Source organism: Thiogranum longum, from assembly GCF_004339085.1.
Lineage (GTDB): Bacteria > Pseudomonadota > Gammaproteobacteria > DSM-19610 > DSM-19610 > Thiogranum > Thiogranum longum.
Genome location: NZ_SMFX01000001.1, coordinates 461,017 through 484,211 on the forward strand (window position 1 = coordinate 461,017; position 23,195 = coordinate 484,211).

27 protein-coding genes are annotated in these 23,195 nt (G+C 55.9%); 16 read left to right on the top strand and 11 right to left on the bottom strand.

Going from position 1 to position 23,195, the window contains the following annotated elements; genetic code table 11:
• Positions 1 to 28 precede the first annotated feature (28 nt).
• A complete protein-coding gene (zapE, locus tag DFR30_RS02210; protein WP_132971117.1) occupies positions 29 to 1,117 on the top strand; it encodes a cell division protein ZapE in 1,089 nt (362 codons plus the stop codon).
• A gap of 67 nt (positions 1,118 to 1,184) precedes the next feature.
• Positions 1,185 to 1,646, top strand: a complete 462-nt coding sequence (locus tag DFR30_RS02215; protein WP_165869066.1) for a DUF2914 domain-containing protein — start codon at positions 1,185 to 1,187, stop codon at positions 1,644 to 1,646.
• Here the strand turns inward: DFR30_RS02215 and DFR30_RS02220 are convergent.
• Entirely contained in the window at positions 1,638 to 3,074 is a 1,437-nt protein-coding gene (locus DFR30_RS02220) for a hypothetical protein (RefSeq protein ID WP_132971119.1), read from the bottom strand. The genes DFR30_RS02215 and DFR30_RS02220 overlap by 9 nt on opposite strands.
• A 224-nt stretch (positions 3,075 to 3,298) precedes the next feature.
• Between DFR30_RS02220 and DFR30_RS02225 the strand changes: the two genes are divergently transcribed.
• Positions 3,299 to 3,730, top strand: coding sequence for a PilZ domain-containing protein (locus DFR30_RS02225; RefSeq protein ID WP_132971120.1), 432 nt, complete (start codon positions 3,299 to 3,301; stop codon positions 3,728 to 3,730).
• Positions 3,731 to 3,817: 87 nt separating this feature from the next.
• Complete coding sequence (locus tag DFR30_RS02230) at positions 3,818 to 4,507, top strand: hypothetical protein (protein WP_132971121.1); 690 nt, start codon at positions 3,818 to 3,820, stop codon at positions 4,505 to 4,507.
• Positions 4,508 to 4,519: 12 nt separating this feature from the next.
• On the opposite strand, the gene DFR30_RS02235 is transcribed toward DFR30_RS02230, so the two are convergent.
• From DFR30_RS02235 to DFR30_RS02255, 5 genes are all read right to left on the bottom strand, one after another.
• A complete protein-coding gene (locus DFR30_RS02235) occupies positions 4,520 to 4,738 on the bottom strand; it encodes a YdcH family protein (protein WP_132971122.1) in 219 nt (72 codons plus the stop codon).
• A 110-nt stretch (positions 4,739 to 4,848) separates the two neighbouring features.
• A complete protein-coding gene (locus tag DFR30_RS02240; protein ID WP_132971123.1) occupies positions 4,849 to 5,304 on the bottom strand; it encodes a hypothetical protein in 456 nt (151 codons plus the stop codon).
• A gap of 9 nt (positions 5,305 to 5,313) precedes the next feature.
• The gene (locus tag DFR30_RS02245; RefSeq protein ID WP_132971124.1) at positions 5,314 to 5,553 is read right to left on the bottom strand and encodes a hypothetical protein; all 240 of its coding nucleotides are present in this window, start codon (positions 5,551 to 5,553) and stop codon (positions 5,314 to 5,316) included.
• Between the two features lie 95 nt (positions 5,554 to 5,648).
• On the bottom strand, positions 5,649 to 5,948 hold the full coding sequence (locus DFR30_RS02250) for a DUF3301 domain-containing protein (RefSeq protein ID WP_165869067.1): 300 nt from the start codon (positions 5,946 to 5,948) through the stop codon (positions 5,649 to 5,651).
• A 2-nt stretch (positions 5,949 to 5,950) separates the two neighbouring features.
• Entirely contained in the window at positions 5,951 to 6,976 is a 1,026-nt protein-coding gene (locus DFR30_RS02255) for a DUF481 domain-containing protein (protein ID WP_132971126.1), read from the bottom strand.
• 277 nt (positions 6,977 to 7,253) lie between these two features.
• Between DFR30_RS02255 and DFR30_RS02260 the strand changes: the two genes are divergently transcribed.
• Positions 7,254 to 7,655, top strand: coding sequence for an MbcA/ParS/Xre antitoxin family protein (locus tag DFR30_RS02260; RefSeq protein ID WP_132971127.1), 402 nt, complete (start codon positions 7,254 to 7,256; stop codon positions 7,653 to 7,655).
• 107 nt (positions 7,656 to 7,762) lie between these two features.
• Positions 7,763 to 8,233 carry a hypothetical protein gene (locus tag DFR30_RS02265; protein ID WP_132971128.1) on the top strand — a complete coding sequence of 157 codons (471 nt, stop codon included), beginning with the start codon at positions 7,763 to 7,765 and terminating at the stop codon, positions 8,231 to 8,233.
• Positions 8,234 to 8,237: 4 nt separating this feature from the next.
• Here the strand turns inward: DFR30_RS02265 and DFR30_RS02270 are convergent, their stop codons facing one another.
• Entirely contained in the window at positions 8,238 to 9,404 is a 1,167-nt protein-coding gene (locus DFR30_RS02270; protein WP_132971129.1) for a cation:proton antiporter domain-containing protein, read from the bottom strand.
• A 122-nt stretch (positions 9,405 to 9,526) separates the two neighbouring features.
• On the opposite strand from DFR30_RS02270, the gene DFR30_RS02275 reads away from it, so the two are divergent.
• The 3 genes from DFR30_RS02275 to DFR30_RS02285 are packed head-to-tail and all read left to right on the top strand — an operon-like array spanning position 9,527 to position 14,756.
• Positions 9,527 to 10,609, top strand: coding sequence for an efflux RND transporter periplasmic adaptor subunit (locus tag DFR30_RS02275; RefSeq protein ID WP_132971130.1), 1,083 nt, complete (start codon positions 9,527 to 9,529; stop codon positions 10,607 to 10,609).
• Entirely contained in the window at positions 10,606 to 13,668 is a 3,063-nt protein-coding gene (locus tag DFR30_RS02280; protein WP_132971131.1) for an efflux RND transporter permease subunit, read from the top strand. The genes DFR30_RS02275 and DFR30_RS02280 overlap by 4 nt, the downstream gene beginning before the upstream one ends.
• Positions 13,665 to 14,756: a DUF2333 family protein gene (locus DFR30_RS02285; protein ID WP_132971132.1), complete on the top strand. Its 1,092-nt coding sequence runs from the start codon at positions 13,665 to 13,667 to the stop codon at positions 14,754 to 14,756. Before DFR30_RS02280 ends, DFR30_RS02285 begins: the two co-directional genes overlap by 4 nt.
• A gap of 9 nt (positions 14,757 to 14,765) precedes the next feature.
• On the opposite strand, the gene DFR30_RS02290 is transcribed toward DFR30_RS02285, so the two are convergent.
• On the bottom strand, positions 14,766 to 15,065 hold the full coding sequence (locus DFR30_RS02290; RefSeq protein ID WP_132971133.1) for a segregation and condensation protein A: 300 nt from the start codon (positions 15,063 to 15,065) through the stop codon (positions 14,766 to 14,768).
• Positions 15,066 to 15,163: 98 nt separating this feature from the next.
• Positions 15,164 to 17,044, bottom strand: coding sequence for an ATP-binding cassette domain-containing protein (locus DFR30_RS02295; RefSeq protein ID WP_132971134.1), 1,881 nt, complete (start codon positions 17,042 to 17,044; stop codon positions 15,164 to 15,166).
• Positions 17,045 to 17,309: 265 nt separating this feature from the next.
• On the opposite strand from DFR30_RS02295, the gene DFR30_RS02300 reads away from it, so the two are divergent.
• Positions 17,310 to 17,957 (top strand): helix-hairpin-helix domain-containing protein, encoded by a 648-nt coding sequence (locus DFR30_RS02300; RefSeq protein WP_132971135.1) that lies wholly within the window; start codon positions 17,310 to 17,312, stop codon positions 17,955 to 17,957.
• On the opposite strand, the gene DFR30_RS02305 is transcribed toward DFR30_RS02300, so the two are convergent.
• Entirely contained in the window at positions 17,954 to 18,361 is a 408-nt protein-coding gene (locus DFR30_RS02305) for a cupin domain-containing protein (protein ID WP_132971136.1), read from the bottom strand. The genes DFR30_RS02300 and DFR30_RS02305 overlap by 4 nt on opposite strands.
• A 119-nt stretch (positions 18,362 to 18,480) precedes the next feature.
• Between DFR30_RS02305 and DFR30_RS02310 the strand changes: the two genes are divergently transcribed.
• From DFR30_RS02310 to DFR30_RS02335, 6 genes are all read left to right on the top strand, one after another.
• The gene (locus DFR30_RS02310; RefSeq protein ID WP_132971137.1) at positions 18,481 to 19,197 is read left to right on the top strand and encodes an MBL fold metallo-hydrolase; all 717 of its coding nucleotides are present in this window, start codon (positions 18,481 to 18,483) and stop codon (positions 19,195 to 19,197) included.
• Positions 19,194 to 19,727, top strand: coding sequence for a mismatch-specific DNA-glycosylase (locus DFR30_RS02315; protein WP_132971138.1), 534 nt, complete (start codon positions 19,194 to 19,196; stop codon positions 19,725 to 19,727). Before DFR30_RS02310 ends, DFR30_RS02315 begins: the two co-directional genes overlap by 4 nt.
• A 42-nt stretch (positions 19,728 to 19,769) precedes the next feature.
• Positions 19,770 to 20,024, top strand: a complete 255-nt coding sequence (locus DFR30_RS02320) for a PAS domain-containing protein (protein WP_132971139.1) — start codon at positions 19,770 to 19,772, stop codon at positions 20,022 to 20,024.
• On the top strand, positions 19,987 to 21,066 hold the full coding sequence (locus DFR30_RS02325; RefSeq protein ID WP_243640750.1) for a PAS domain-containing sensor histidine kinase: 1,080 nt from the start codon (positions 19,987 to 19,989) through the stop codon (positions 21,064 to 21,066). Before DFR30_RS02320 ends, DFR30_RS02325 begins: the two co-directional genes overlap by 38 nt.
• Before the next feature lie 200 nt (positions 21,067 to 21,266).
• Positions 21,267 to 22,148, top strand: coding sequence for a DMT family transporter (locus tag DFR30_RS02330; RefSeq protein WP_132971141.1), 882 nt, complete (start codon positions 21,267 to 21,269; stop codon positions 22,146 to 22,148).
• A gap of 56 nt (positions 22,149 to 22,204) precedes the next feature.
• Positions 22,205 to 22,762, top strand: a complete 558-nt coding sequence (locus DFR30_RS02335) for a hypothetical protein (protein ID WP_132971142.1) — start codon at positions 22,205 to 22,207, stop codon at positions 22,760 to 22,762.
• On the opposite strand, the gene DFR30_RS02340 is transcribed toward DFR30_RS02335, so the two are convergent.
• Positions 22,734 to 23,156 carry a hypothetical protein gene (locus tag DFR30_RS02340; RefSeq protein ID WP_132971143.1) on the bottom strand — a complete coding sequence of 141 codons (423 nt, stop codon included), beginning with the start codon at positions 23,154 to 23,156 and terminating at the stop codon, positions 22,734 to 22,736. The two genes, DFR30_RS02335 and DFR30_RS02340, sit on opposite strands and share 29 nt — an antisense overlap.
• Positions 23,157 to 23,195 lie beyond the last annotated feature (39 nt).

Below are 23,195 nucleotides of genomic sequence, written 5' to 3' on the forward strand. Positions count from 1 at the left end.
AGTGAAAGCTGCCTTGCCGGACAGTAAAATGGCACCCCGCGAGCACTACAGGGCTGCGCTGGTGACACCGGGATTCCATTCAGATGCTTGCCAGGCAAAAGCTGTGGAGTATTTGCAGGCCTTGTATGAAGCTTTGCTTGAGCCGCCTGCACGCCGCAATTTCTGGCAGCGTCTGTCTGGCAAACAGTTGCCACCCGTGCGCGGTTTATACCTGTGGGGTGGTCCAGGGCGAGGCAAGACCTGGCTGGTGGATGCTTTTTTTGGCAGTTTGCCCTTCAACAAAAAACGTCGCGTGCATTTTCATCGCTTTATGCTGGAGATTCACGAGGCGCTCGATGCATTGCCAAAAACTCCCGACCCGTTGCTGATTGTGGCAGACCAGCTGGCAGAACACGTTCGCCTGTTATGTATTGATGAATTTCATGTTACCGATGTGGCCGATGCAATGCTGCTTGCAGGGTTGCTCGAAGCTTTGTTCGAGCGACAGGTCACGCTGGTGGCAACGTCCAATATCGAGCCCCGAAGGCTTTACCATGAAGGGTTGCAGCGAGCGCGCTTCGTTCCCGCAATTGAGCTGATCGAACAGCACACAGAAGTCCTGGTTCTGGACGGAAGTGAAGATTACCGGCTTGCCCTGCTGCAGCAAGGGGGTACCAGCCTTGTTGGCAGGGATCTGGAGCAGGCCCGTAGGTGGCTCAGGGAGCATCTTGATGCGCTTGCCGGCGTTTCGCCAACTGAAAACGGAGTGCTGAGCCTGGCAGGACGTGAATTGCATACAGTCGCGCTGGCAGACGGCATCGCCTGGTTTACCTTCGATGAGCTGTGTCTGCGCCCCCGCTCGGCGCGTGATTACCTTGAGCTGGGGTGTGAGTTTCATACTCTGTTGCTTGAGACTGTGCCGGTGATGTCAGCGGAGATGGACGAGGGTGCCAGGCGATTCATGCATTTGATTGATGCGCTCTATGATCACGGGGTCAAGCTGGTGATGACTGTAGACGCGACGCCTGGTCAGTTATACACGGGGCAACAGCTTGTGCAGCCTTTCCAGCGTACTGCCAGCCGGCTGACAGAAATGGCCAGTGAAAGTTATCTGTCACGCCCGCACCAACCGGGATAGAATATCGGAACAGGAGGAGTTTTGTATGTGGTACCGGGCTCGAATTTACTGTCTACTTGCGTCGCTTATGGTTATCTCTGCGCAGGTGGGCGCCGAGGAGGCACTTGTTGCAGGAGGTGAGGTGGCGCGTGCTTCATTTACGACCCGCATTGCAAATCGTGAGCCAACTGACCGTGTCCTGGTGCTGAATCCGCCTGCAACAGAAGTTTACTTCTTTACCGATTTACGTAACCTGGAAGGGCATACCGTGACCCATCGCTGGGAGTACCAGGGTCGTGCTGTATCAAATGTTCCTTTTGTCGTTGGTGGCAATCGCTGGCGGGTTTTTTCGAAAAAAGTCTTTCCACCTGACAGCTTCGGAGAATGGTCTGTGACGGTACTCGATGACAATGGCTTGCCACTGTATGTCGAGCTGTTCCGCTATGAGCCAGTAGATGCAGGGCGCGCGAATTTGCAGAAAGATTTGTCGGAGGGTGAAGATATACCGGCGCAAGACATGCCATCCACGGCCGGGGATTCTTCAGAATAAGGCGTCACCGGTATTCCCGGTCTCGATCGTTGTTACTTCACCTTCGTCAATATTCCCGTTTTCGACAGTTGTCCTTTCACTTTCATTGATATTCCCGGTCTCGGTCGTTGTCACTTCATCCTCCAGTGGGGTTGCCAGTGGTGCCTGGTATACAGGTTCCTGGGTGGCGGCACTGTCAGTCGCATGTTCAACGCTGGAGTCAACGGGCGTCATGGCCGGTTCTTGCTCAAGAGATAATGGCAGGTCTTCTGTAACCGGTTCCGGTTCCGAAGCGGGGTTTGTGATGGCCTCGGCTGGTGCTACCGCAGGCTGCACCGGGGCACTTGCCGGTTCAGAGATAACGACTACCGGCTCAGGATCTGTTTTTGCATTTTCAGCCGCTATGGTCGCGTCACTGTCAGGAGCCGGGATTAGCGCTTCTGCAGGAGCAGGTTGTGTTGTCAGTGCTTCCCGGTCAAGGCGAATATCCTGTTGCAGCATACGTTCCGCAAAGCGTTTTTCAGCATTCTCTCTCAGGCGGGCCTGCTCCATTTCTATGTCAGCTGGTGAAATGATGTTTGCGCGGTTTACTGTGCCCTGTCTGGCGGATTCCACAGTTGCCGGGACAGGCGCAGTGGCTGGTGAGGCAATAGATGACGGCGCCTTACGGGTAGCGGGTGCCTGGCGCAGGGATTTTTCGGTTCCCTGAAGTGGTGCTTTTTGCGAGGCTGTTGCTGTCGCCTCATCCGGGCTGCCCCAGAACAGGTAGATGGAAAGTCCTATTCCTGCGAGAGTGCCAACCACGAGCGAAGCGGCCACCAGGTTCCTGCGCGGTCCTTCAAACGGTGTGGAAGCGATATCCTTTTCGCGTTCAGCACTGGCGGGTGGTATCGCCGGCAGCGTCAGTTTGGCCAGTTTATCTACTGCTCTGGCAGCGGGCTTCATCTTTCCGGATGAAGCAGCGGAAGAAGCCGGGCGCTTCTTCCGGCGTTTGGTCTTGTTTTCCAGGCCGAGCAGACGAATGAGTTGCTCAGGGGGCAATTCCATCGATGGATGCAGGGGATTGAAGCTGAGCTGACTGCCCGTCGAAGGCGTGCTATCGGTTTCTCTTCGCGTCATGCGCTGTGCCTGGCCGGGGTCGGAGAAGGTTGTGCTCATGATGCGGCCCTTTCGCCGGGGGCGGGGAGGTTGATGCAGTTCCTCGATTTGTGCGGCAAGGCGTCGCGCCTGTAGTGCTTCCGCACGCAACACGGCCATTTCCTTTTCAGCCTGTTCGCGTTGTTGACTCGCCCTGTGTCGATCATTGCACTGTTTCCCGGTTTGTTCGGTGATATTCGTGTAGTGCTGTGCCTTGCGCCGGATAGTGTCTGCGCGCTGGATACATGCCGGCTTGGCTGGCGGCGCAGTATCAGGCGTCCTGACCGTGTGCTGTTTTTTCCGGATGCCCATCTCTAATAACCTTTTTCCCACCCGTGGATAGCGTCAGATCGGCTGATTTATTAAGGTTTTCTGCAGGTTTATCCCGGGGATCCGGCTGTAAACAGGAACCCGGTCACAATCTCTCATGCATCGCGGGGGTGCGGGCTGCGCTATATTGGCCAGACAAAACGGCTACAATTGGGTCGTCAGGGATAATAATCCTGCCAGGGAGGGTGATGTTTCGGAGGCGGGTTATGCGTAGTTTTATACGCCATCCATCTGATATACCTATTGAATATAAGATGGATGATAACGATTCAGGTGCTGGCAAGGAGCACTTGCATGATATCGGACATGGGGGTTTAGCATTTTCTTCCCCGCGAAAACTGGCGGTAGGGGCACCCATAACCATCCGGATTTCCCATTTGCGGCCGGCTTTCGAGGTAGAGGGTCGCGTTGCATGGTGCAGGAAGGAAGATGGCGGATTTACGGTTGGCGTCTCTTTTCTGCAGGCGGGCGACCGCTTCCGGGTACGCATGGTGGAACAGGTATGCCATATCGAGCACTACAAATCGGAGGTGCTGGAAACCGAGGGGCGTTTAATTAGCGGTGAACAGGCGGCGTGTGAATGGATTGACCGATATGCAGGTAGTTTCCCGGTGCTGGATGACGACGAGGTCAGCTGACGGGCGGTTCTTGTCGGAATACGGGCTGCGGGGATACACTGGCCCTGTCTGGTGATTTTAACAATAATGACAAGTAGGTGTAACGCCATGAATATTATAGAAAAATCTGGAATTTTAGCGGGTCTTGCAGGGTTGCTGGTGATGCCGGCCTGGTCAGTCGTTTATGCAAGTAACTGGCTCGAAGTCAGGGTGGTCGACAAGCAGACAGGGGCGCCTGTCGCTGAAACTTCCGTATGTCTTGGTACCTCGGCCAGGACGGATCAGTTTGGTGCGCATCGCGCCACCAGTGACGGCATTGTACGTTTTGACGATCTTCCGGAGAGCAGCATGATGCTCACCGCTTCGCGGCGTGGTTACCAGGGCAGGCAGCAGGGGCTGGAACCCATGGCCGGCAACCGGGTAGTCGTTCTCAATCTGGCACCGGGTGGTGGCGGGCCCGTATGTGCGGCGGCCACGTCAGCTGATGTTCAGCCTCAGGCTGCTGGAGAGCTTGAGATTACGGCAGTCAGGGTCAGCCCGGATAGTGCGCTGTCGTCCGGCGCGCAGGTTGCTGTGACGGTCAGCGTGTCGGGTAAAGCTGACCAGGTGCGCATCGCTGAAACCGCGGATTTCGCCGGTGCAAAGTGGATGGACCTGAAACCGAAAAATCGTTTTACGCTGAGCAAGGGCAAGGGTGTCAAACGTTTGTACGTACAGGTGCGACGTCTTGTTGAGGTAAAAGGCGCCACGATCGAGTCACTCTCGCCCGTGAAGGTTGTACCCTACCGACGTTATTAGACCCGGCTTCGGTCAGGCATCAAGGTCGGGAATAAGCCGACTTTGAATTATTTCTATGGAATCCCTGAGGCGCAACTTGCGCATTTTCAGGCGTTTTAGCTGGAGTTGATCGGGGTAGTCTGACTGAACCAGGTGATGAATTACATCATCGAGGTCCCGGTGTTCAAGACGCAACTCCTCCAGTTTATGCTGAAGGGCCTGGATTTCTTCTTCCGAAAGCGGGTTGTTGATGTCCGGGACTCCCTTTCTGGCGGCCTCTGAAAACCAGGGCCGCCGGTTCTACCTGTGAATAATATACCGCTCATCGGCATTGAGTTCATCCGCGCGCCGGGGCGGTTCGTCTATCTGGCGTGCGGGCGACGACGTCCTTCAAAGTGGACGATTGACTTGACGATTTCCTGGAATGGGAATTGCTGTATCGAGCCGAAAGTCCGGACACCCTGAACCGTAAGGGTGGCGATATCCACAACAGCGTCGGCGGGGGCATCGGGTAAAAGCAGATTCTGCAGGCCCAGCAGGCCACCATTCTGCACCTTGATTTCCTTGGCGTGTGGCAGTTCGTCACCGGTCCCGGTCAGTTTGAGTGCAAAGCGGGCATTTTCTCTCATAAGTAGTAACAACTGCTGGCAGCGAGAGTGTGCCTGCGCTGCGTTACAGGAAATGCCCTCACGGTCAGCGAGGTAGAAGCGAGTAGAGCAGCTGCAGTGGCAGCGTCGGGTGAGGACCGCTTTTTCAAAGGCACAGCGCCGCTGGTTCACGGCATTGTAGGTTGAACGGTACGCGTCTTCTTCAACCATCAGCAGTGATTATTTTTCCCACTCGCGCAGTATGGGGGCCTCACGCTTTTCCATCAGTTGTTCTTCCGCTTCAAGTTCAGTCTCGGCAAACATGACCTTGATCTGGCACTTGTCGTCTTCAGACAGTTCGGCACGCAGGCCCCGGGCATGTTGTTTGGCTTCCTTGAAGCTGTCGTATTGCCCCAGCTTTTCCAGCGCACTGACCAGTTTTGTCGGACCGGGTGAAATTTTGTATACGTAATAGGGCATGGCTCAGGTTCGCATTTTTACCGCTGTGAATGGAGAGTTTTTTGCAGATAAATACCTGCGATGAAGCGACAGTATAGCAAGCCGGGGAGCTAACCTCACAAGCCCACTTGTTCGATATGGTTTCCCGACATAATGACAAAGCCGGTTTTGCGCTGCAGTCCATCTTCACTGTAGCTGAACAGGAAGGTGCGGCGCAGTGACAGCCGACCATTCTCCTGGCGCCCTGGCATGAGACGCTGCAGGACAATGCTGCCGTCGAGCAATTGAAAATGCTGCTGTTGGCAGGCCTCGCGGGCGGCGCGTATGGCGGATTCCCGTGCCCGCAGGCTGTTCTGCCACAGCCAGATCAGCAGGCCGAGCAGGATAAGCAGCAGCAGACCGGATGAGCCGCTCAATGTTACCAGTCGTATGCGACACCGAGCAGATAGGTATGGTCTGTGCTCTTGGTGTTGTCAGGAGGTGAGCGGTCCCAGTCAAGGTCGTACTCAGCCGAGGCGCTCAGGCCGGCGGCAATCGGAAGCTTGATACCGGTCTGCGCATTGATAATCAGGTTGTCTGAGCTGTCCAGGCCCTGGTTGCCACGGTGTCGGTGGAAAAACATCAGCTTGTCTCCCGGCAGCGATTGCTCCCAGTTCAGACCCCAGTTGAAACCGGCATAGCTGTCGTCCTGGTCGACGACGAAGCTGGTGTCGGTATAACTGAGACCCGCTTCCAGAGATAGTCTCAGCTTGTCAGAATCGTGGAACTGGTAACCGGAACCAGCCGAGAATACGCTGCGAAGATCGATATCCCTGAAGGGATCCTGTTCAAAAGATGCACCAATAAAGCCGTACCACCTGTCGTGGAAAAAATGGTCATACTTTCCATCCAGCCGGTACTGCTCCTTGGTCAGGCGATCGTCTACGTGCTCGCGTGCCAGCATGGCGCCAACCGTAAAGCGGTTGTCATTTTTCTTTTCCGCGACAACGCGAGTGCTCAGGTTCAGCTTGTCAGTATCGGTGTTGCCTGATTGTGCTTCGCCGGCCACGGCGATATTGCCACGCCATTCGTATTCTGCCGGCTTGTCGGAGGGTATCGCGCCAATTGAGGCGATCGCATCGAGTCCGCTCAAGGGGAGTTGTTGTCCATCGACTGTCTCTACATTCAGGCCAGCCGCTTCATCAGCTTTGAGCACACCATCCAGCTGACGTCCATCATGTAGTTGCAGGCGCAGCGGGTGGTCAGTAGAAAGATTCAGGGTTTCACTGCGATTTATTGTTATTTTCCCGGCATAGCTCGTATCAATGACAAGCTCGTCCATCGTTTGTTCAATCAAAGTGCCGGTAATCCGGTCGCCATTGGATAAGGTTGCCTGGTCTGCAAATGAAAGTGCGCTGAATAGTCCGGTGGTCAGACACAGCAGCTGTCGAAATGGAAAACGCATGGTGCGGTTGTCCTCGCTTGTTTTGTTGGCTTGTTGTTGCCGGTATTTTCGAGCGCGGAGGTTACCACAGGCGGGATTGCAGGTACGGTCATAAAAACAGGCTGTGCTGTCGCTGTGAACGAATGGCCAGTCTGTTTCGCCTCCGCCGCCCGCGGTATTTCGGGATGGTTATTAAACGGTTCCAGACTTTTCCATGCTTTTCGAAAGGGTAAGCGCAGGTGTCGATACCCGGCCTCATGTTACACTTGAGGCCAGATAACAGAACCGGGGCACTACAATGTCGGAGATGACAGAAGAGGAGCGCGTACAGCTCACCAAGGGTATTTTGGCGATGCTGGACGAGTGGGGTATCAGTGGGAAAGACCAGTTGCTCCTGCTGGGTCTGGCTGATGCACCTGCCCGGGAAATCAGGCAGTTGCGCGAGAACCGCCCCCTTCCGGACAGTCCTGAAGTGATGCAGCGGGTGGAGCACCTGATATGTATAGCCGATGCACTGCGCACCACTTACCCGTTCAGCAAGCGCATGGGCAAGCTCTGGATGAACAGGCCGAATCGAAAATTCCGTCAGCGTACACCACTGGCTACCATGGTCGAGGACGGGATTGTCGGCCTGGTTTCAGTGCGCTCCTATCTCGATTGCTCCTACAGCTGGGAAATCACAACCACCAACGGCTCCTGAGTAACCCCACCAGCGCCTGTTGACGGCTTTTTCCTGTGCATTCACTTGTCCTGTACTGTTGTGATGAGCCGCTGTGGCGGCCGGCATCCCCTGCACATGTAACAAGCGTGCTTGAAGATACAGGGCTGACCGGGGTGCTAAAGGACGGAGAGGAGGCAGTGTATGCGGTTGGCGAGCATTTCCTGTCACTGGTGACGTTTCTTGGCTGCGCCCCACAGATTTCCCTGACCGATGAAGCTGCCGTGCAGGGCCAGCCTGTGTGCCGTATCTGCCTGCACGACTTCGATGCTGTGCAGCTGCTGGAATCGCAACCTGCATCGACCTTGCGCTGTGCGGCGTGCAGAACACCGCAGCGGCGTCCTTCAGAACCGGAACACAATCAACAACTGACCTGCCCGGAATGCGGTGAATCATCTCCACTGTTTCGCTTCGACTGGCGGCGTAGCGCGGCGTTCGGATGTTTTTTTGTGGAAATAGAAAATGTATTCCCGCACGAGGCAGTACCCGCCGACAGGCTGATGGAGGCACTGGAGGCATTATCGGGGCATGGCTGGGACTACTTCTACCTCAGTCGCTAGCTGACTAGTCCCGGCGTAATCGGTCCGATACGGCCATGGGCGTGGGGTATCGCAGTACAATGAAGTAGGACGACACGATAAAGGTGATCAGTGTTGCAAGCTGAATCAGGTAGGACGCCTGCATACTGATAACAGCATGTTGCGTGGCCAGCACCGCGATCAGCAATGAAAACTCGCTGATCTGACCGAGCCGGGCACCGACTTCGGCCGAAGTCGCTGCTGTCTCGCCCTGGCGAACCCACAAGAGTTTGAATACAGGTGGTTTCAATACCAGGCTGATGAGTGCCAGCACGATAGCAGCTGGCAGGACGGTTTGCATGGCGCTGAACTCCAGTCCGGCACCGAGGCTGAAGAAAAATACTACCAGGAAGAAATCACGCAGAGGCTTCAGTCGCTCGGCAATAAAACGTGAAATGGGTTCGGTCGCTACGGCAATACCGGCGATGAAAGCCCCGATCTCGGCTGACAGGCCGAGTGCCTGGGCCAGCTCTGCCATGCCCAGGCACCAGCCAATGGCCAGCAGGAAAATGTATTCCTGGATAGTGTCGAAGCGCGCCAGTAACCGGGTGAGTACATAGCGGGAGAAGGCAAAGGCAAAGATCAGCACTGCGGGCAATGCAAGCGTAACCAGCGTGGCGTGCTCCCAGCCAGCCGAGGCGCCGGCCATACCGTGCAGGACCAGCATGATCAGGATGGCAATCAGATCCTGCAGTAACAAAACACTGATTATAATCTCACCGGTATGTTGATGATGCAGCACGGTGCTGGGTAAAAGTTTCAGGCCGATAATAGTACTGGAAAACATCAGTGCAGCACCGATGACAAGAGAGTCGACCAGGTTGTAACCGAACAGTGTTGCCGTGATACCACCCAGTAATGCAAACAGCAATGAGCTGCCGAGTGTTACAAAAGTTGCCTTGCCAAGCAGGCGCCAGAGATCCTGAGGGTGCAGGTTCAGGCCAAGCAGAAACAGCAGGAACACGATGCCAACGTGTGACAGGTCGCGCAGCAATTCGACATCATTGACCAGTCCCAGCGCCGAGGGTCCAATCAACATGCCGAGCAGGATGTAAGCTACCAGCATTGACTGGCGTGCATAGAGTGCGGCTGTTGCCAGCACTGCGGCACCGGTAAAGATCAGAAAAACCGAGAAAACGATGGATTGATCCAAAACAGCTACACCCCATCTGATAAAGGTCTTAAGCCTACCATACTTGTCTGCAGGCGTTTTTTGAGTCGTCGGGTGCGAAGCGGTATGCTGACCGTAACTTTGATGCGAGATGGCGGAAATCCATGAGAACAATGACAGGTAGCGCGCGTGCAGTGTATGCCGCTGTACTGGCTTTCACTATGCTGTGGAGCCAGGGAGCTGGCTCCGTACAACAGGCGCGTAGTATGGAAAAGCCGGTAATTGTTGCGGAAGCGGCAATGCGGATGCTGGCACCTGTCGACTATTACACGGGGACAGTCATTAGCCGTGAGCAGGCGAGGCTTGCTGCAGAAGTCAGCGGCAGGTTGTTATGGGTTGCGGAAGTCGGGGCTTCTATAGATGAAGGCGGCGTCGTTGCGCGCATTGATGATGTGTTGCTGCGTGAGGAGCATGCAGAGCGCGAGGCTGATGTTGCGCGCATCAAGGCCAGGTTGGGGTTTCTCAAGCTGGAAGCAGCCCGCTTGCAGAAACTTGCGCGCAGTAACAACGCTGCACAGAGTCAGCTGGAGCAGGTAGAGTCAGACCGGCTGGGGGCAAGAAGCGAGCTCAAGGCGGCGCAGGCGCGGGAGCGGCGCAGTGCCGCGCTGCTGGAGCGTACCCGGTTGCGGGCACCCTTTACCGGTATTGTAACCGAGCGTCTGTTGAACGCCGGTGAGTGGGCTGACGAGGGAGCAGCTGTTGTAGCTATGACCGATCCCCTGAATCTTGAAATCCAGGGCTGGGTGTCGGTATCCGCATTGCCCTTCCTTGAGCCGGGTGCATCGGTGAGTTTTGAGCGTGAGGGCAAGGTTTACAGGGGGCAGGTGCGTGCGCGGGTACCGGTTGGTGACACGCGCTCGCGACTCTATGAGTTGCGTGTCAGTTTACCGGACGGGGAATGGAAGGTTGGTGAAAGTGTACGTATCGCGGTCCCGGCGGCTATCCCTCGCAAGGTGCTGTCTATCCCACGTGACGCATTGGTGTTACGCCGCAGTGCAATCAGTGTATTTGTCGTCGATGATGAGTCGATAGCTCATCGTGTCCCGGTCATTCCCGGTATTGCCAGTGGCCCGTGGATAGAAGTTAAAGGTGAGCTCCATCCAGGCGACAGGGTTGTGACGCGTGGTGGCGAACGATTGCGCGATGGACAGAAGGTTAAGGTGCAGGGGAAGGGTAGTACGCAGTGATCCTGACCCGCTACGCACTGGGTAACCCGGTTGCTGCGCTGGTCGCGGCATTGATGGTTGTGATGTTTGGCCTGATCAGTCTGGGGCGGCTGCCTGTGCAGCTTACGCCGGAAGTTGAGCGTCCGGAAATTACCATTACGACCGGCTGGCGCTCGGCAGCACCGGAGGAAATCGAGTCAGAAATTCTCGAGCCCCAGGAAAAAGCCCTGCGTGGTACACCAGGTATGACTTCCATGCTGTCACGGGCGCAACGGGGTCGTGGCCGGGTGACACTGAGCTTTAAAACCGGTACCGATTTGCAGCGTGCGCTGGTTGATGTGCTCAACCGCCTGAACCGGGTAAGCGGCTACCCGGAAGATGTCGATGAGCCGAGACTGTCTACCATTGGTGCACGCAACCAGCCTATTGCCTGGTTTATCTTCAAACCACTCCCTGGTAATGACAGGGAAATATCAAGCTATTTTAATTTTGTCGAAGACCTGGTGCAGACCCGTTTTGAGCGTGTTGCAGGTGTGGCCAGTTCGGAAATTCGTGGCGGGCGAAGCAAGGAGCTGCGTATCACCTTTGACCCTTACCGGCTTGCAGCACTCAATGTTGAGTTGCCGGAGGTCGCAGCGAGGGTCAGAGGTAATGAGGATGTTTCTGCAGGTGAAGTGGATGTTGGCAAAAGACGTTACACCATTCGCTTTGCCGGCACCTATCCCGTGAGCAAGTTTGGTGAGCTTGTTGTCGACTGGCGTGAGGGCCGGCCAGTGCTGTTGCGAGATGTGGCACGTGTTGAACTGCTGCCGGTTGACAGCACCAGCCTGGTGATCAATCAGGGCGATCATGCCATTGCCGTGAATGCCTACCGCGAGTCTGGCGTCAATGTGCTGAAAGTGATGCAGGGCCTGCAGCAGGCTGTCAGTGAGCTGGAAGGCCCGCTGAACCAGGCAGGGTTGAGCATTCAGCAGGTCTATGATGAAACGGTATATATACAGGATTCGATCGAAATGCTCAGCGCTAACCTGGTGGCAGGTGTTTTACTCGCTATCGGGGTGTTGTGGTGGTTCTTCCGGCGAATACGCGCCACGCTGGTAGTAGCGGTTGCGATTCCGTTGTGTCTTGCAGCCGCATTTGTATTGCTTGACGTCAGTGGCCACACCCTGAATATCATTTCCCTGGCGGGTCTGGCCTTTGCTGTCGGGATGGTGCTCGATGCCGGTATCGTGGTGCTGGAAAATGTGGTGCGCCTGCGCGAGCAGGGCAAGTCAGCCAGCGAAGCAGCCATGCAGGGTGTGGGACAGGTGTGGGGTGCGCTGCTGGCTTCGACAGCTACAACGGTAGCGGTATTTTTACCTGTAGTGTTCCTTGCGGATGAAGCGGGGCAATTGTTTGCCGACCTTGCGATTGCAATTACAGCAGCTGTCATAGCGTCATTGCTGATTGCCGTATCACTGGTGCCGGTGGCAGCCAGTCAGTGGCTGGGGGTGCTCAGCCTTGAAGATCGACATGCGCACTGGTGGCGCGACATAACGCGCTGGTTGATGAAGCTGACAGCAACACGCCAGCGTCGCTATGGTCTGATTCTGTTGCTGGTTACGGTGCCGCCGGTGCTGAGCTGGTGGTTATTGCCGGAAGCCGATTACCTGCCAAGCGGTAACCGTAACCGGGTATCCGCAAGTATCAACGTGGCGCCCGGGGTCAATCTGGAAACAATCGAAAAAGAAATGGGGCAAGTGATCGCCGAGCGGATGCAGCCTTACCTGACGGGTGAAAAGCAACCGCAGGTCAAGCACTATTTTTTTGTGGTGTACCGCGGCGGGGCATTCATGGGAGTACGTGCTGTGGATCCCGGCAAGGCGGGCGAGCTGGTGCCGGTGCTTAACAAACTCGTGAAGGGCTTCCCCGATACGCTGGCCTTCGCTCGACGTGATTCCCTGTTCCGGGGTTTTGGAGGAAGCGGGAATGTCGAGATCAACTTCCAGTCCAGGAACCTGGAAGCATTGCTGGACGTAGCGCGTGACGGTTACACATTGATTGAAGAAACCCTGCCCGGTGCTTCCGTGTCACCACAGCCGGGACTTGAAATGGCCGAACCGGAGATCCTGCTGGTGCCGGATGAACGGCGTATAGCCGAAGCCGGCTGGAACCGCGAAACTGTCGCCCGGGTGGCACGTGCCTTTGGTTCGGGCCTGTTTGTCGGTGAGTATTTTGATGGTGAGCGGCGGCGCGATATTGTGGTGCGTTCCGAACCCTGGTCGACGCCGGAAGCGCTGGCCGGTATGCCTGTGGTTACGCCAGAGGCGGGTGTACTGCCACTGGACGAACTGGTGCATGTCGAGCGTACCGCGGGCCCGAACCAGATTCGCCGCCTGGACCGGCGACGAACAGTGACGTTGGCTGTGCGCGCACCCGAGGGAATGTCGCTGGAGCACCTGATGGAGGTCGTGCGTAGTAAAATTGTCCCGTCGCTGCAGCAGCTGTTACCCGAGGACGGTGCTATACGCTATTCCGGCACAGCGGAAAAACTGGATCAGGCGCTGACAGCCATGGGTGGCAGCTTCCTGTTGGCAATCGCGCTGTTGTACCTGCTGATGAGTGCATTGTTCCGCTCCTTTACAGACAGCCTGTTGGTGCTGGTAGTGTTGCCGCTGGCGACAGTAGGGGGTGCCATTGCACTACAGCTGGTAAATATTTTCACTTTCCAGCCCCTCGATCTCCTGACCATGATCGGCTTTGTGATTCTGCTGGGACTGGTAGTCAATAATGCGATCCTTCTGGTCTACCAGACACGCCGTGCCGAGCGTGCTGGCCTGGGGAGGCGTGATGCGGTTGCGCAAGCGGTCCAGTTGCGCCTGAGACCTATTCTGATGAGTACCCTGACCAGTCTGTTCGGTATGTTGCCGTTATTACTGGTTCCTGGTGCTGGCACCGAATTGTACCGGGGGCTTGCCGCGGTAATTGTCGGCGGTCTGGCCGTCAGTACACTGTTTACGCTGCTGCTGCTGCCGGCCCTGCTGCGACTGGGTGAAGCCGATTCCGGTAATGCTCCTGCAAGTGCTACCATGTCACCATGAAAACTACTGAACGCATACAGACGGCATTATGGAAAACAGCTGAGTGGTTTAAAGGCGTGGCCTGGAAACTGGCCAGCCTTTACCATCCAGCCAACCTGAAACAGAAAGGCCTGCTGGCGTCAGCCGGATTACTGATCGCGGCAGCCCTGGTGTTTTCTCTTGCGCTGGGCTGGTACTGGAGTCAGGAACCGGACAGCTTTGATGTGCAACAGGTTGCACTGCAGCGGTTTGCGGGTGACGAGGCGCAATTGCGTGTCGGAGTGATCTTTACCAGCACACTGATCCATGTTGGCGAGGTGCTGCTGGACAAGCCGGGGGGTTATCTCTCCAATGACGTAATGCCCCCGGGGCTGTGGCTCGATAACATGCCTAACTGGGAGTACGGGGCGCTGGTTATGTTGCGCGACGGGGCAGCGGCGTTACGCAATCACATGTCACGTTCGCAGTCGCAATCAGTCGAGGATGCCGCGCTGGCGGAGGCCGAGCCACGGTTTAATTTTCGCAATGATTCCTGGTTGTTTCCGCCCAGTGAGGGTGAATACCGCAAGGGCATGAAAGCGCTCGACGACTATATGCGTCGTCTTGCTGACCCCGCGAACCAGCAGGCCCAGTTCTATGCGCGTGCGGATAATCTGCGGCAATACCTGGAGATTGTGGAGAAGCGGCTCGGCAGTCTCTCGCAGCGCCTGAGTGCAAGCGTCGGACAGATACGGGTGAACACGGATCTGGCTGGCGATGTCGGTGCCAAACAGTCGACAACTGCATCAACGAGTGTGGTGGTAAAGACGCCCTGGTTGAAACTCGATGATGTATTTTACGAGTCACGTGGCGCCACCTGGGCCTTGGGCGAGATCCTGAAGGCGGTCGAATACGATTTCGAACAGGTGCTGAAAAAGAAGAATGCACTGGTTTCCCTGCGCCAGATTATCCGTGAACTGGAAGAGGCGCAGCAGCCAACACTTAGCCCGGTCATTATCAATGGTAGTGGTTTTGGTCTGTTTGCCAACTACTCGTTGACCATGGCCAACTACATTGCGCGTGCCAATGCGGCGATTATCGATCTCAGGGACTTGTTACAGCAGGGTTGAGCGGGACGCCTATTCACCGTCCTTTTTCAGGCCTTCTTTCAGGGTATTGATATTCAGTGGTACAACCACCTCGTCACGGGGTTCATCGATGTAGCGTGGTCGCGAACCGGTATTTCGGCCATATTCGGTGGCCAGTTCCTGTTCGCGGCTGGTAATGACTTGCAGACATTCCCGTATACCCTGAATGGTGCCCTGGGAAAGGGGGTGGCGGAGACCGGGTTCCGGTGCGGTGTCGCGTGCAATATCGGTCAGTGTACGTTTCATCATACGCAGCACGCGTTCTTCGGTCGTCAGTTCTGGTTCGCTCATGGTTGTAATCTCTGTTTCGGGAATTGCGATAGCGCTATTGTGCCACAGTGTGAAATTGCGCCCCAGAAAGCCTGTGCACGATACGGTTTTAAGACCTGTCAGGGTTCCAGGGCTTCCCAGCGGGCATAGGATTGTTCCAGTTCCGCTTCCAGTTTGGCAAGCCGTTCTTTTTGTTCAGAAATTTGAATGGCATCCTGGCGGTAGAAGCTGCCATCTGCCATCCGCTGGTGCATTGACTCGATCTCGGTTTCCAGTTGTTCGATGCGTTGTGGTAACTGGTCGAGTTCGTGCTGGTCCTTGTAACTGCGTTTGGCTGGCCGGGCGGGTTTCTTGCGGGATGCCTGTGCAGGCGCATCAGTGCCGGCTCGTGCAGAGGATTTCTGCGCCTGCTTCTGACGCAGCCAGTCGCTGTAGCCGCCCACGTACTCGTTGACGTATCCCTCCCCCTCGAAAACCAGTGAACTGGTGACAACCCGGTCGAGAAATGTTCTGTCGTGACTGACCAGTAGCACCGTGCCAGCAAAGTCGATCAGGCGTTCTTCGAGCAGGTCGAGGGTATCCATATCCAGGTCATTGGTCGGCTCATCCAGTACCAGCAGGTTGGCGGGTTTGCTGAACAGCTTGGCCAGTAACAGGCGGTTACGTTCACCGCCTGAAAGGGCGGATACAGGCGTGTGACAACGGTCCGGAGCAAACAGAAAGTCCTGCAGGTAGCTTATGACGTGACGTTGCTGGCCTTTGATATCGATGAACTGGCGCCCGTCCGACAGGTTGTCGATAACAGATTGCTGTGTATCCAGCTGGGCGCGACGCTGGTCGAAATAGGCAATCTCCAGGTTGGTACCGAGCCGGATGCTGCCGCTATCGGGTTTCAGCTCCCCCAGCAGCAGGCGCAGTAGCGTGGTCTTGCCAACTCCGTTGGGCCCGATCAGTCCGATCTTGTCACCACGCAGGATGGTAGTGCTGAAATTCCTGATCAAGGTATTGCCAGCGATGCTGTAGTTGACATCAACAGCCTCCGCGACCAGCTTCCCCGATGTTTCGAGCTGTTGGCCATGCAGCCTGGCCTTGCCGGTCAGTTGCCGGCGCTGGCGGCGCTGTTCACGCATTTTTTCCAGCGCACGTACCCGGCCTTCGTTACGGGTGCGGCGCGCCTTGATGCCCTGGCGGATCCAGCGTTCTTCTTCGGCAAGTTTTTTGTCGAACAGTGCCTGCTCGCTGGCTTCGTTATCGAGCCAGTCCTGCTTGCGACGGAGATAGGTGGCATAGTCACCCGGCCAGTCGGTCAATATGCCACGGTCAAGGTCGATAATGCGTGTGGCCAGCGCCGACAGGAAGCTGCGGTCATGAGTGATGAACAGCAGTGTGCCCTTGAAGCTGAGCAGAAACTCTTCCAGCCATTCAATGGACGTTATATCCAGGTGATTGGTTGGCTCGTCGAGTAGCAGCAGATCGGGTTCGGCGACCAGCGCCCTTGCAAGCAGCACGCGACGCTGGACGCCGCCGGAAAGCGACTGGACGTCAGCATCGGCATCGAGGGACAGGCGAGAAATAGCGGTTTCAACACGCTGTTCCAGCGACCAGCCGTCACCTGCCTCGAGTTCGTGCTGGGTTTTTTCCATTTGCGCGAGCAACTTCTCGTCAGAGTGGCTGGCCAGAAGACTGCTTAGCTGGTGAAAACGTTTTATCAGGGCGCCGAGTTCGCCCAGACCTTCCGATACACAGTCGAAAACGCTGCCATTGAATCCGTCGGGCAGGTGCTGGTCCAGCGAGGCGATTTTCAAACCCTGCTGTATTTCAATTTCACCTTCGTCGGGGGCTATGCGGCCTTCCAGTACCTTGAGCAGAGTGGATTTGCCGGAACCATTGCGGCCAACCAGGCACACACGTTCACCGGCATCGATGGTGAGATCGATACCATCAAGCAGCATTGGGCCACCAAAACCAAGGCGTAGTTTGCGTGTTCTGAGGATGGGCATGGGGCGCAGAGCATAAGCGCTGCCAGCGGTTCGCTCAACTGATTTAGTCGGCTGCCGATAGACTGGTATGGGATACCGCCCTGCTGTTATGCTTCGCACCGGGGAAGATTTACAGGTTGTTGATGTTTATATTGAAACCCCGGGTGTGTGGGGCGCAGAAGGCAGCCAGGAAATTCAACGGACTGAATCGTATTTGTGTGCGGTATCACGCTAATTTGCTATTGGTACGCGGATAATCTCCGCTCCGGGTTACAGGATACAGGCCATGCAAGATCACGAATTCTACGCTGATCCAACCGTGTTCGATTACTGGCAGGGCCGCTGCAGCAGTCTGCTGTGCAGGTATAGCCGAAATCTCTCTCCCTATGGCTGGACACTGGCATTTTCTGTCATGGCAATCGTATTTGCAGCGACGGCAGTAGGTGTATTTGGCTGGACGCTGACCAGTCGCATGAGTGGTGAAGGTATTGTGGCGTGGAACCAGTCAATGGCCCAGGTGATCACCATTATGATGGCGTTGCTGGCTTGTCAGGCTTCGCTGCAGCAAGCGTTGCGGAGCTGGCCACAAGACATTGTCATGCCTTATCGCTTGCGTCGGTTTATCCATTTTTGCGGCTGGAAGGTGCCTGGTGCTGCACAGCCGACGAAAACACCGCAGGGAGTCCGGCGCTCGAGTGCCAGGGCGGCTGCAAAACCGGTTTTGAAGTTAGTGCCTGGTGGCGATGATGTGCAGGTATTCTTTGCGGGCGTTCGTGCAGCAGGGGTAAATGTGGCGATAGCACGAGCCCTGTTCAGCGCAGGGGTGCGAACACCGAAACAGCTGTGTGCGGCCAGTGATGAGTACTTATTGACCATTCGTGGCGTCGGATCCGCCACAGTGCGCAAGTTGCGCCGCCATTTCGATTGTGACTAGCCGCTGTCTGGTTCACTGATGTCCTGGTAGCAGGCCGATGTGAAGCGCGGCGTGCAGATCGCGTAAAAAATCAGGTCATCGTTCCCGCAGTTTCGTATCCGTTGTCGTGTACCGGATGGTATAAGGATGATGTCACCGGCTTCCATAATCTGGATACCGGACTCACCCACCTCGACTTCTCCCCTTCCTTTTAAAATGAGATAACGTTCCGTCACGCCGCGCAGACTGTGCCAGTGCGTGGTGACTCCGGGCGCTACCCGTGCGCGTGCAATAGAGGCTTCCGGGTCATCGTCACGGTTGGATATTTCAAGAATATGGCAACCTTCATGGAACCAGTATTCCTTTGTTTCGTCGGGTCTTGCGACAATACCTGGCACTGTCCGTCTCGCTGAATTGAATTGCATCAGATTATGCCCTTTCGGGCGGCCAGCGTCATGGGCAGATACACCTGCTGGCAGAGGTTTTGCGTTCCCGGGGCGTTTGCGTTTTCATAAGGGGATACTTATCCCGGAAGGACAGCGCAATGACAGAAACCGCAACTGGCTCGATCCATGCCCTGGAGCTCGGGCCAATGGAGAATTTCGTTTATCTTATCGAGGACCGCGCAAGTGGTCGTGCCGCAGTCGTCGATCCGGCCTGGGATATTCCCGAGGTGCTGGCGCTGGCAAAACAGCACGGTGTGACGATCACCGATATCCTGCTCACACACAGTCACTATGACCATATCAACGGTATTGAAGAATTACTGGCCAGTCACGATGCCCAGTTACACCTGCTGAAGCCCGAAGCAAAATTCTGGGGCGCGGACACCGGCAGGCCTGCCCTGCATCATGGTGGTGATTGCATTCAGCTGGGCGATACCGAAATCGAAGTTCTGCATACACCCGGGCATACGCCGGGGTCGGCATGCTACAAGGTCGGACAGCAATTGATAACCGGCGACACGCTTTTTGTGTTCGGTTGCGGGAGGTGCGATCTGGCTGGCGGGGATCCGGAACAGATGTTTCATACGCTGAAAAACATGAAGCAGAATCTCCCTGAAAATACGCTGATCCTCCCCGGGCACAATTATGCTGAAAAGCCGGTATCCACAATGCAGGAACAAATTGAAGGAAACCCGTTCCTGCACTTCGATGCGCCAGAGCGCTTCGTGCATTATCGGATGGACTACCATGACAAGCACCGTCACGGGCCTTACGGTCCGGTATGTAAGGGACATGAGATGCCAGACGATTCGTGAAAACGCTGCCTGATTTTGTAGCGCCAGGACTTCGGATTCTGTCTGTCGGTCTGAATCCGTCCCTGCCTTCGGTAGAGGCGGGGTTTCCTTTCGCCAATCCACGTAACCGGTTCTGGAAAGCGCTGAATGCCAGCAAGCTGGTGTCGGCCCCGCTCAAGCCGGGTGTTGATGCCATGCAGCAGTTGCTTGAGGGTGAGGGTATCGGTTTCACTGATGTGGTGAAGCGACCAACCCGCGGTGCGGCGGATTTGCGCGCTGCTGATTACCGGCAAGGTGCGCCACGACTGCTGGCGCTGATTGAGTCACTGGAGCCTCGCTGGGCCTGGTTCCATGGCAAGCTGGCCTGGCAACATTTCCTGCGCCATGCAGACATCGAAGGTGACGATGAAGGCTGGGGGCAACAGTCCTTTGCTATCGGTAGTAGCCAGGTATTTGTCACGCCAAACCCAAGTCCGGCCAATGCAGCGTTTTCCCTTGATGACCTCATCGCGCACTACAATACGTTTGCATGGGTGTTGAATAAAAGCTAGTCTCAAAATTCGAAGTAGTGCTACTTCCCGAGGTTGGATAAGATGGCAGAATTCGAGCAACAGGGATTGCCTGAAAGTGCGTACGGCGATCGTTTTCGACTGTTGTTCGAAACAGCAAATGATGCCATTTTCCTGATGACCGGTGACAGGTTTGTCGAATGCAATCACAAAACGCTGAAGATGTTCGGCTGCACCTACGAGCAGATTCTGAATAACACGCCGATGGCATTTTCGCCGCCATGCCAATACGACGGACGCGATTCTTACCCTCCGGGATGGTCGCTTCACGGATTGTAATCCAAAGGCACTGGAAATATTCGGTTGTGAACGCGATGCATTGCTGGGCAAGACGCCAATGGATTTTTCACCGCCACAACAGCTGGACGGCGCCGATTCTTCCGTTCTTGCGCGGAAAACCATTGATGCCACGCTGGCCGGTAGTCCGCAATCTTTCGAATGGCTGCATCGTCGCGCGGATGGCAGCAACTTCGAGGCGGATGTGCATCTGACGGCGGTAACCCTGGATGGGGAATCCTATCTCCAGGGCCACGTGCGCGATATCAGCGAAAGAAAAGCCATTGAAAAAGAGCTGGAAGGCTATCGGAAAGGTCTGGAGGAACTGGTCGCACTACGCACCCGTGAACTCGAGACGGCTAACCATGAGCTTGAATCTTTCAGTTATTCCGTATCGCATGATCTGCGTTCACCACTACGTGCGATTAACGGGTACTCCAGTATCCTGAGGGAAGACTATGCCGATGTCCTGGATATAACCGGGGCAGCGTATCTGCAAAGAATTATTGGTGCAACCAATCGCATGTCATCCCTGATCGATGGTTTGCTGGCGCTTTCCCGGCTGGGCAGCAGCGCCTTGCAGACAAAACCGGTTGATCTGAGTGCGGCAGCGGAGTCTTCGCTGTCGCGTCTGCAGGAGCACGACCCGGAACGCAAGATAAAAATTGTGATACACCCGGGTATGACATCTGCCTCAGACAGTCATTTTACTGATGTCCTGCTGGATAATCTGATTGGCAATGCCTGGAAATTTACCGCGCAAACCACCCGGGCGTGTATTGAAGTGGGGTCATCGGAAGAGAGTGGAGAGACGGTGTTCTTTGTCCGGGACAATGGCGTGGGCTTTGATATGGCTTATGCAGACAAACTGTTTGGCGTTTTTCAAAGGTTGCATGGTGAAGAGCATGAAGGAACCGGTATAGGCCTTGCGACCGTGAAACGTGTTGTCGAACGCCATGGTGGACGGGTCTGGGCGGAGGGCGTTGTCGGTGAGGGTGCCTGTTTTTATTTCACGCTCGGGGCTGTTGACAGTGATGCGTCTTGAAGTGCAGACTTGAAACCATGTTTAATGTGATCCATTCCCGACAGGCCGTAATTTGTGCCACACCCAAACTGATGTGGTGTGTGCGTTGCTGCTGCCCGGGGAAAACGATCTGAATATCTAGTAAAACCGTTTTTACAAAGGCCGCAGCCCGAAAGGACTGCGGCCTTTTTCGTTCTGGAAGGAAAAAAGAGGACAGGCTGATGTCAGTGCCGGCAGCATTTGCAGGTGTCATATTGATCTGGTCGACCACCCCGCTGGCGATCCAGTGGAGCAGCGAGGGTGGCGGTTACCTGTTTGGTGTAACGGCGAGGATGGCGTTGGGACTGTTGTTCTGCCTGCTGGCCATTCGTTTTACCGGGGTATCAATGCCCTGGCACGGGCGTGCGCGGCTTGCTTATGCGGCGGCCGGACTGGGTATCTACGGGAGTATGTCGCTGGTGTACTGGGGTGCGCAGTATGTACCGTCCGGCTGGATTGCCGTGTTGTTCGGCTTGTCGCCGCTGGTGACAAGCCTATTTGCGGCCCTGTGGTTGTCTGAACAATCACTGGGGCTGGTGCGTATAGGTGGCATGCTGCTGGGGCTGGCTGGCCTGGCGATGATGTTCCTCAAGAGCGGTGAGCAGGGTGGCTACACAGAGCTCGGTATTGCCGCCGTGCTGTTGTCGGCCGTGGTGCATGCAGCCAGTGCGGTCTGGGTGCGTCGTCTGTCTGTAGAGTTGCCGGCGCTGGCTGTCACCGGGGGCGGGCTTACGCTGGCGGTGCCGCTTTTTATCCTGACCTGGTTATTGTTCGACGGCAGCTGGCCGGCAGTCTTGCCCGAGCGCGCAAGATTTTCCATTGTTTACCTGGCTCTTTTTGGTTCATTGCTGGGGTTCTTCTGGTATTTCTACCTGCTGCGGGAGGTTGAAGCAGCACGTGTGAACCTGGTAACGCTGGTGACACCGGTCACGGCGCTTCTGCTGGGACACTGGTTCAATGGCGAGGTGATTGATGCCGGTGTATGGTTCGGGACAGCGTTGATTGTGGGTGGGTTGTTGATACATCAGTGGGATCAGCTTTTGCGTCGTCCAGCGACGGGTTAATGTTCTGTCGTGTAATGTGGCGGGTTAGTTTGCAGTTGAGTCGGGAGGCGTATGTTATGAGGATTCATGCACTGGCGGTTGTAGCGATATCACTGGGTCTGGCGGCGTGTCAGTCTGCAGGTACAGGTAAGCCGGGTTATTTCAGTAACCCGGTTGAGGTCGGTACAGCACTGGAAGTGGTTGAAGTATTGCGTGTGCCGGCAGGCAGTGCGCGAGTGTACCTGCAAGGTGGAGAGGTGAGCCGTTATGAGCACATCGATCAATACCAGCCGTTCTGTTATTTTCTGATGCATAAACCGTCACCTGTGGCCCGCGATATCCGGCCCGCCACTTTTAATGTCCGTTCGGTTGAGCTCCGTGAGCAGGATGTGCGTCTCGCTACACCGCTGAGAGTCGCGCACCGGGGTGTCTTCGGCAGCGGGGACGGCCCCGGCGTGATAGCCTTTGAAACACATATGTTGCTGGATATTACGGGCCAGGCAGATCCCGAGCGTCTGGTCTGTTCCGGTGCATTTGCGCCGCCCATGGAGGCAGCACCTGTCCGGCTTGACGAGATGCGTCAGGCGCTTGGTAAAAAGGTGGTGGTCAGGGCTCCGGGGTCGGCTGGCTCTTGAGCTTGTTCCAGCCACCCTGTTTGCCGGGAGCAATATTTTTTCGTTCTTCGTAAAGGATCGTAACGAGGTCAGCAACGGCGCTGGTGAAGTTTTCATTGGGATTGGCGGCGCAATAGCCTTCCAGCCAGTCCAGCGCATCGGCCATACGCTTGTCGCCAAGAATGTTATAGGTGCCGGCAGCTGCGTTGTTGACAGCCGTCATAAAACCGGCAAGCCAGTGATGGTACCAGCGCTCTGCTGTACCACCATGGTCACGGGCCACCAGGTAGGCCGCACAATTTTCTGCACCTACGCCGAATACGGCGTACTGGTCATCCATATCACGTGATCGGGCCGATGTGGTAAACAGGCTGGTGGTGAGCAGCAGGGCAAGAATGCCGGCCATACTTTTCATAGCGGGTGTCCTTTTACGTGTTTCGCCCACAGCATCGGC

Coding starts and splice junctions, on each gene's coding strand:
- DFR30_RS02285 (WP_132971132.1), top strand. CDS start 13,665: ATGAAAACTACTGAACGCATACAGACGGCATTATGGAAAACAGCTGAG.
- DFR30_RS02320 (WP_132971139.1), top strand. CDS start 19,770: ATGGCAGAATTCGAGCAACAGGGATTGCCTGAAAGTGCGTACGGCGAT.
- zapE (WP_132971117.1), top strand. CDS start 29: ATGGCACCCCGCGAGCACTACAGGGCTGCGCTGGTGACACCGGGATTC.
- DFR30_RS02275 (WP_132971130.1), top strand. CDS start 9,527: ATGAGAACAATGACAGGTAGCGCGCGTGCAGTGTATGCCGCTGTACTG.
- DFR30_RS02245 (WP_132971124.1), bottom strand. CDS start 5,553: ATGCCCTATTACGTATACAAAATTTCACCCGGTCCGACAAAACTGGTC.
- DFR30_RS02295 (WP_132971134.1), bottom strand. CDS start 17,044: ATGCCCATCCTCAGAACACGCAAACTACGCCTTGGTTTTGGTGGCCCA.
- DFR30_RS02230 (WP_132971121.1), top strand. CDS start 3,818: ATGAATATTATAGAAAAATCTGGAATTTTAGCGGGTCTTGCAGGGTTG.
- DFR30_RS02310 (WP_132971137.1), top strand. CDS start 18,481: ATGACAGAAACCGCAACTGGCTCGATCCATGCCCTGGAGCTCGGGCCA.
- DFR30_RS02340 (WP_132971143.1), bottom strand. CDS start 23,156: ATGAAAAGTATGGCCGGCATTCTTGCCCTGCTGCTCACCACCAGCCTG.
- DFR30_RS02260 (WP_132971127.1), top strand. CDS start 7,254: ATGTCGGAGATGACAGAAGAGGAGCGCGTACAGCTCACCAAGGGTATT.
- DFR30_RS02255 (WP_132971126.1), bottom strand. CDS start 6,976: ATGCGTTTTCCATTTCGACAGCTGCTGTGTCTGACCACCGGACTATTC.
- DFR30_RS02300 (WP_132971135.1), top strand. CDS start 17,310: ATGCAAGATCACGAATTCTACGCTGATCCAACCGTGTTCGATTACTGG.
- DFR30_RS02305 (WP_132971136.1), bottom strand. CDS start 18,361: ATGCAATTCAATTCAGCGAGACGGACAGTGCCAGGTATTGTCGCAAGA.
- DFR30_RS02215 (WP_165869066.1), top strand. CDS start 1,185: ATGGTTATCTCTGCGCAGGTGGGCGCCGAGGAGGCACTTGTTGCAGGA.
- DFR30_RS02220 (WP_132971119.1), bottom strand. CDS start 3,074: ATGGGCATCCGGAAAAAACAGCACACGGTCAGGACGCCTGATACTGCG.
- DFR30_RS02330 (WP_132971141.1), top strand. CDS start 21,267: ATGTCAGTGCCGGCAGCATTTGCAGGTGTCATATTGATCTGGTCGACC.
- DFR30_RS02290 (WP_132971133.1), bottom strand. CDS start 15,065: ATGAGCGAACCAGAACTGACGACCGAAGAACGCGTGCTGCGTATGATG.
- DFR30_RS02335 (WP_132971142.1), top strand. CDS start 22,205: ATGAGGATTCATGCACTGGCGGTTGTAGCGATATCACTGGGTCTGGCG.
- DFR30_RS02240 (WP_132971123.1), bottom strand. CDS start 5,304: ATGGTTGAAGAAGACGCGTACCGTTCAACCTACAATGCCGTGAACCAG.
- DFR30_RS02225 (WP_132971120.1), top strand. CDS start 3,299: ATGCGTAGTTTTATACGCCATCCATCTGATATACCTATTGAATATAAG.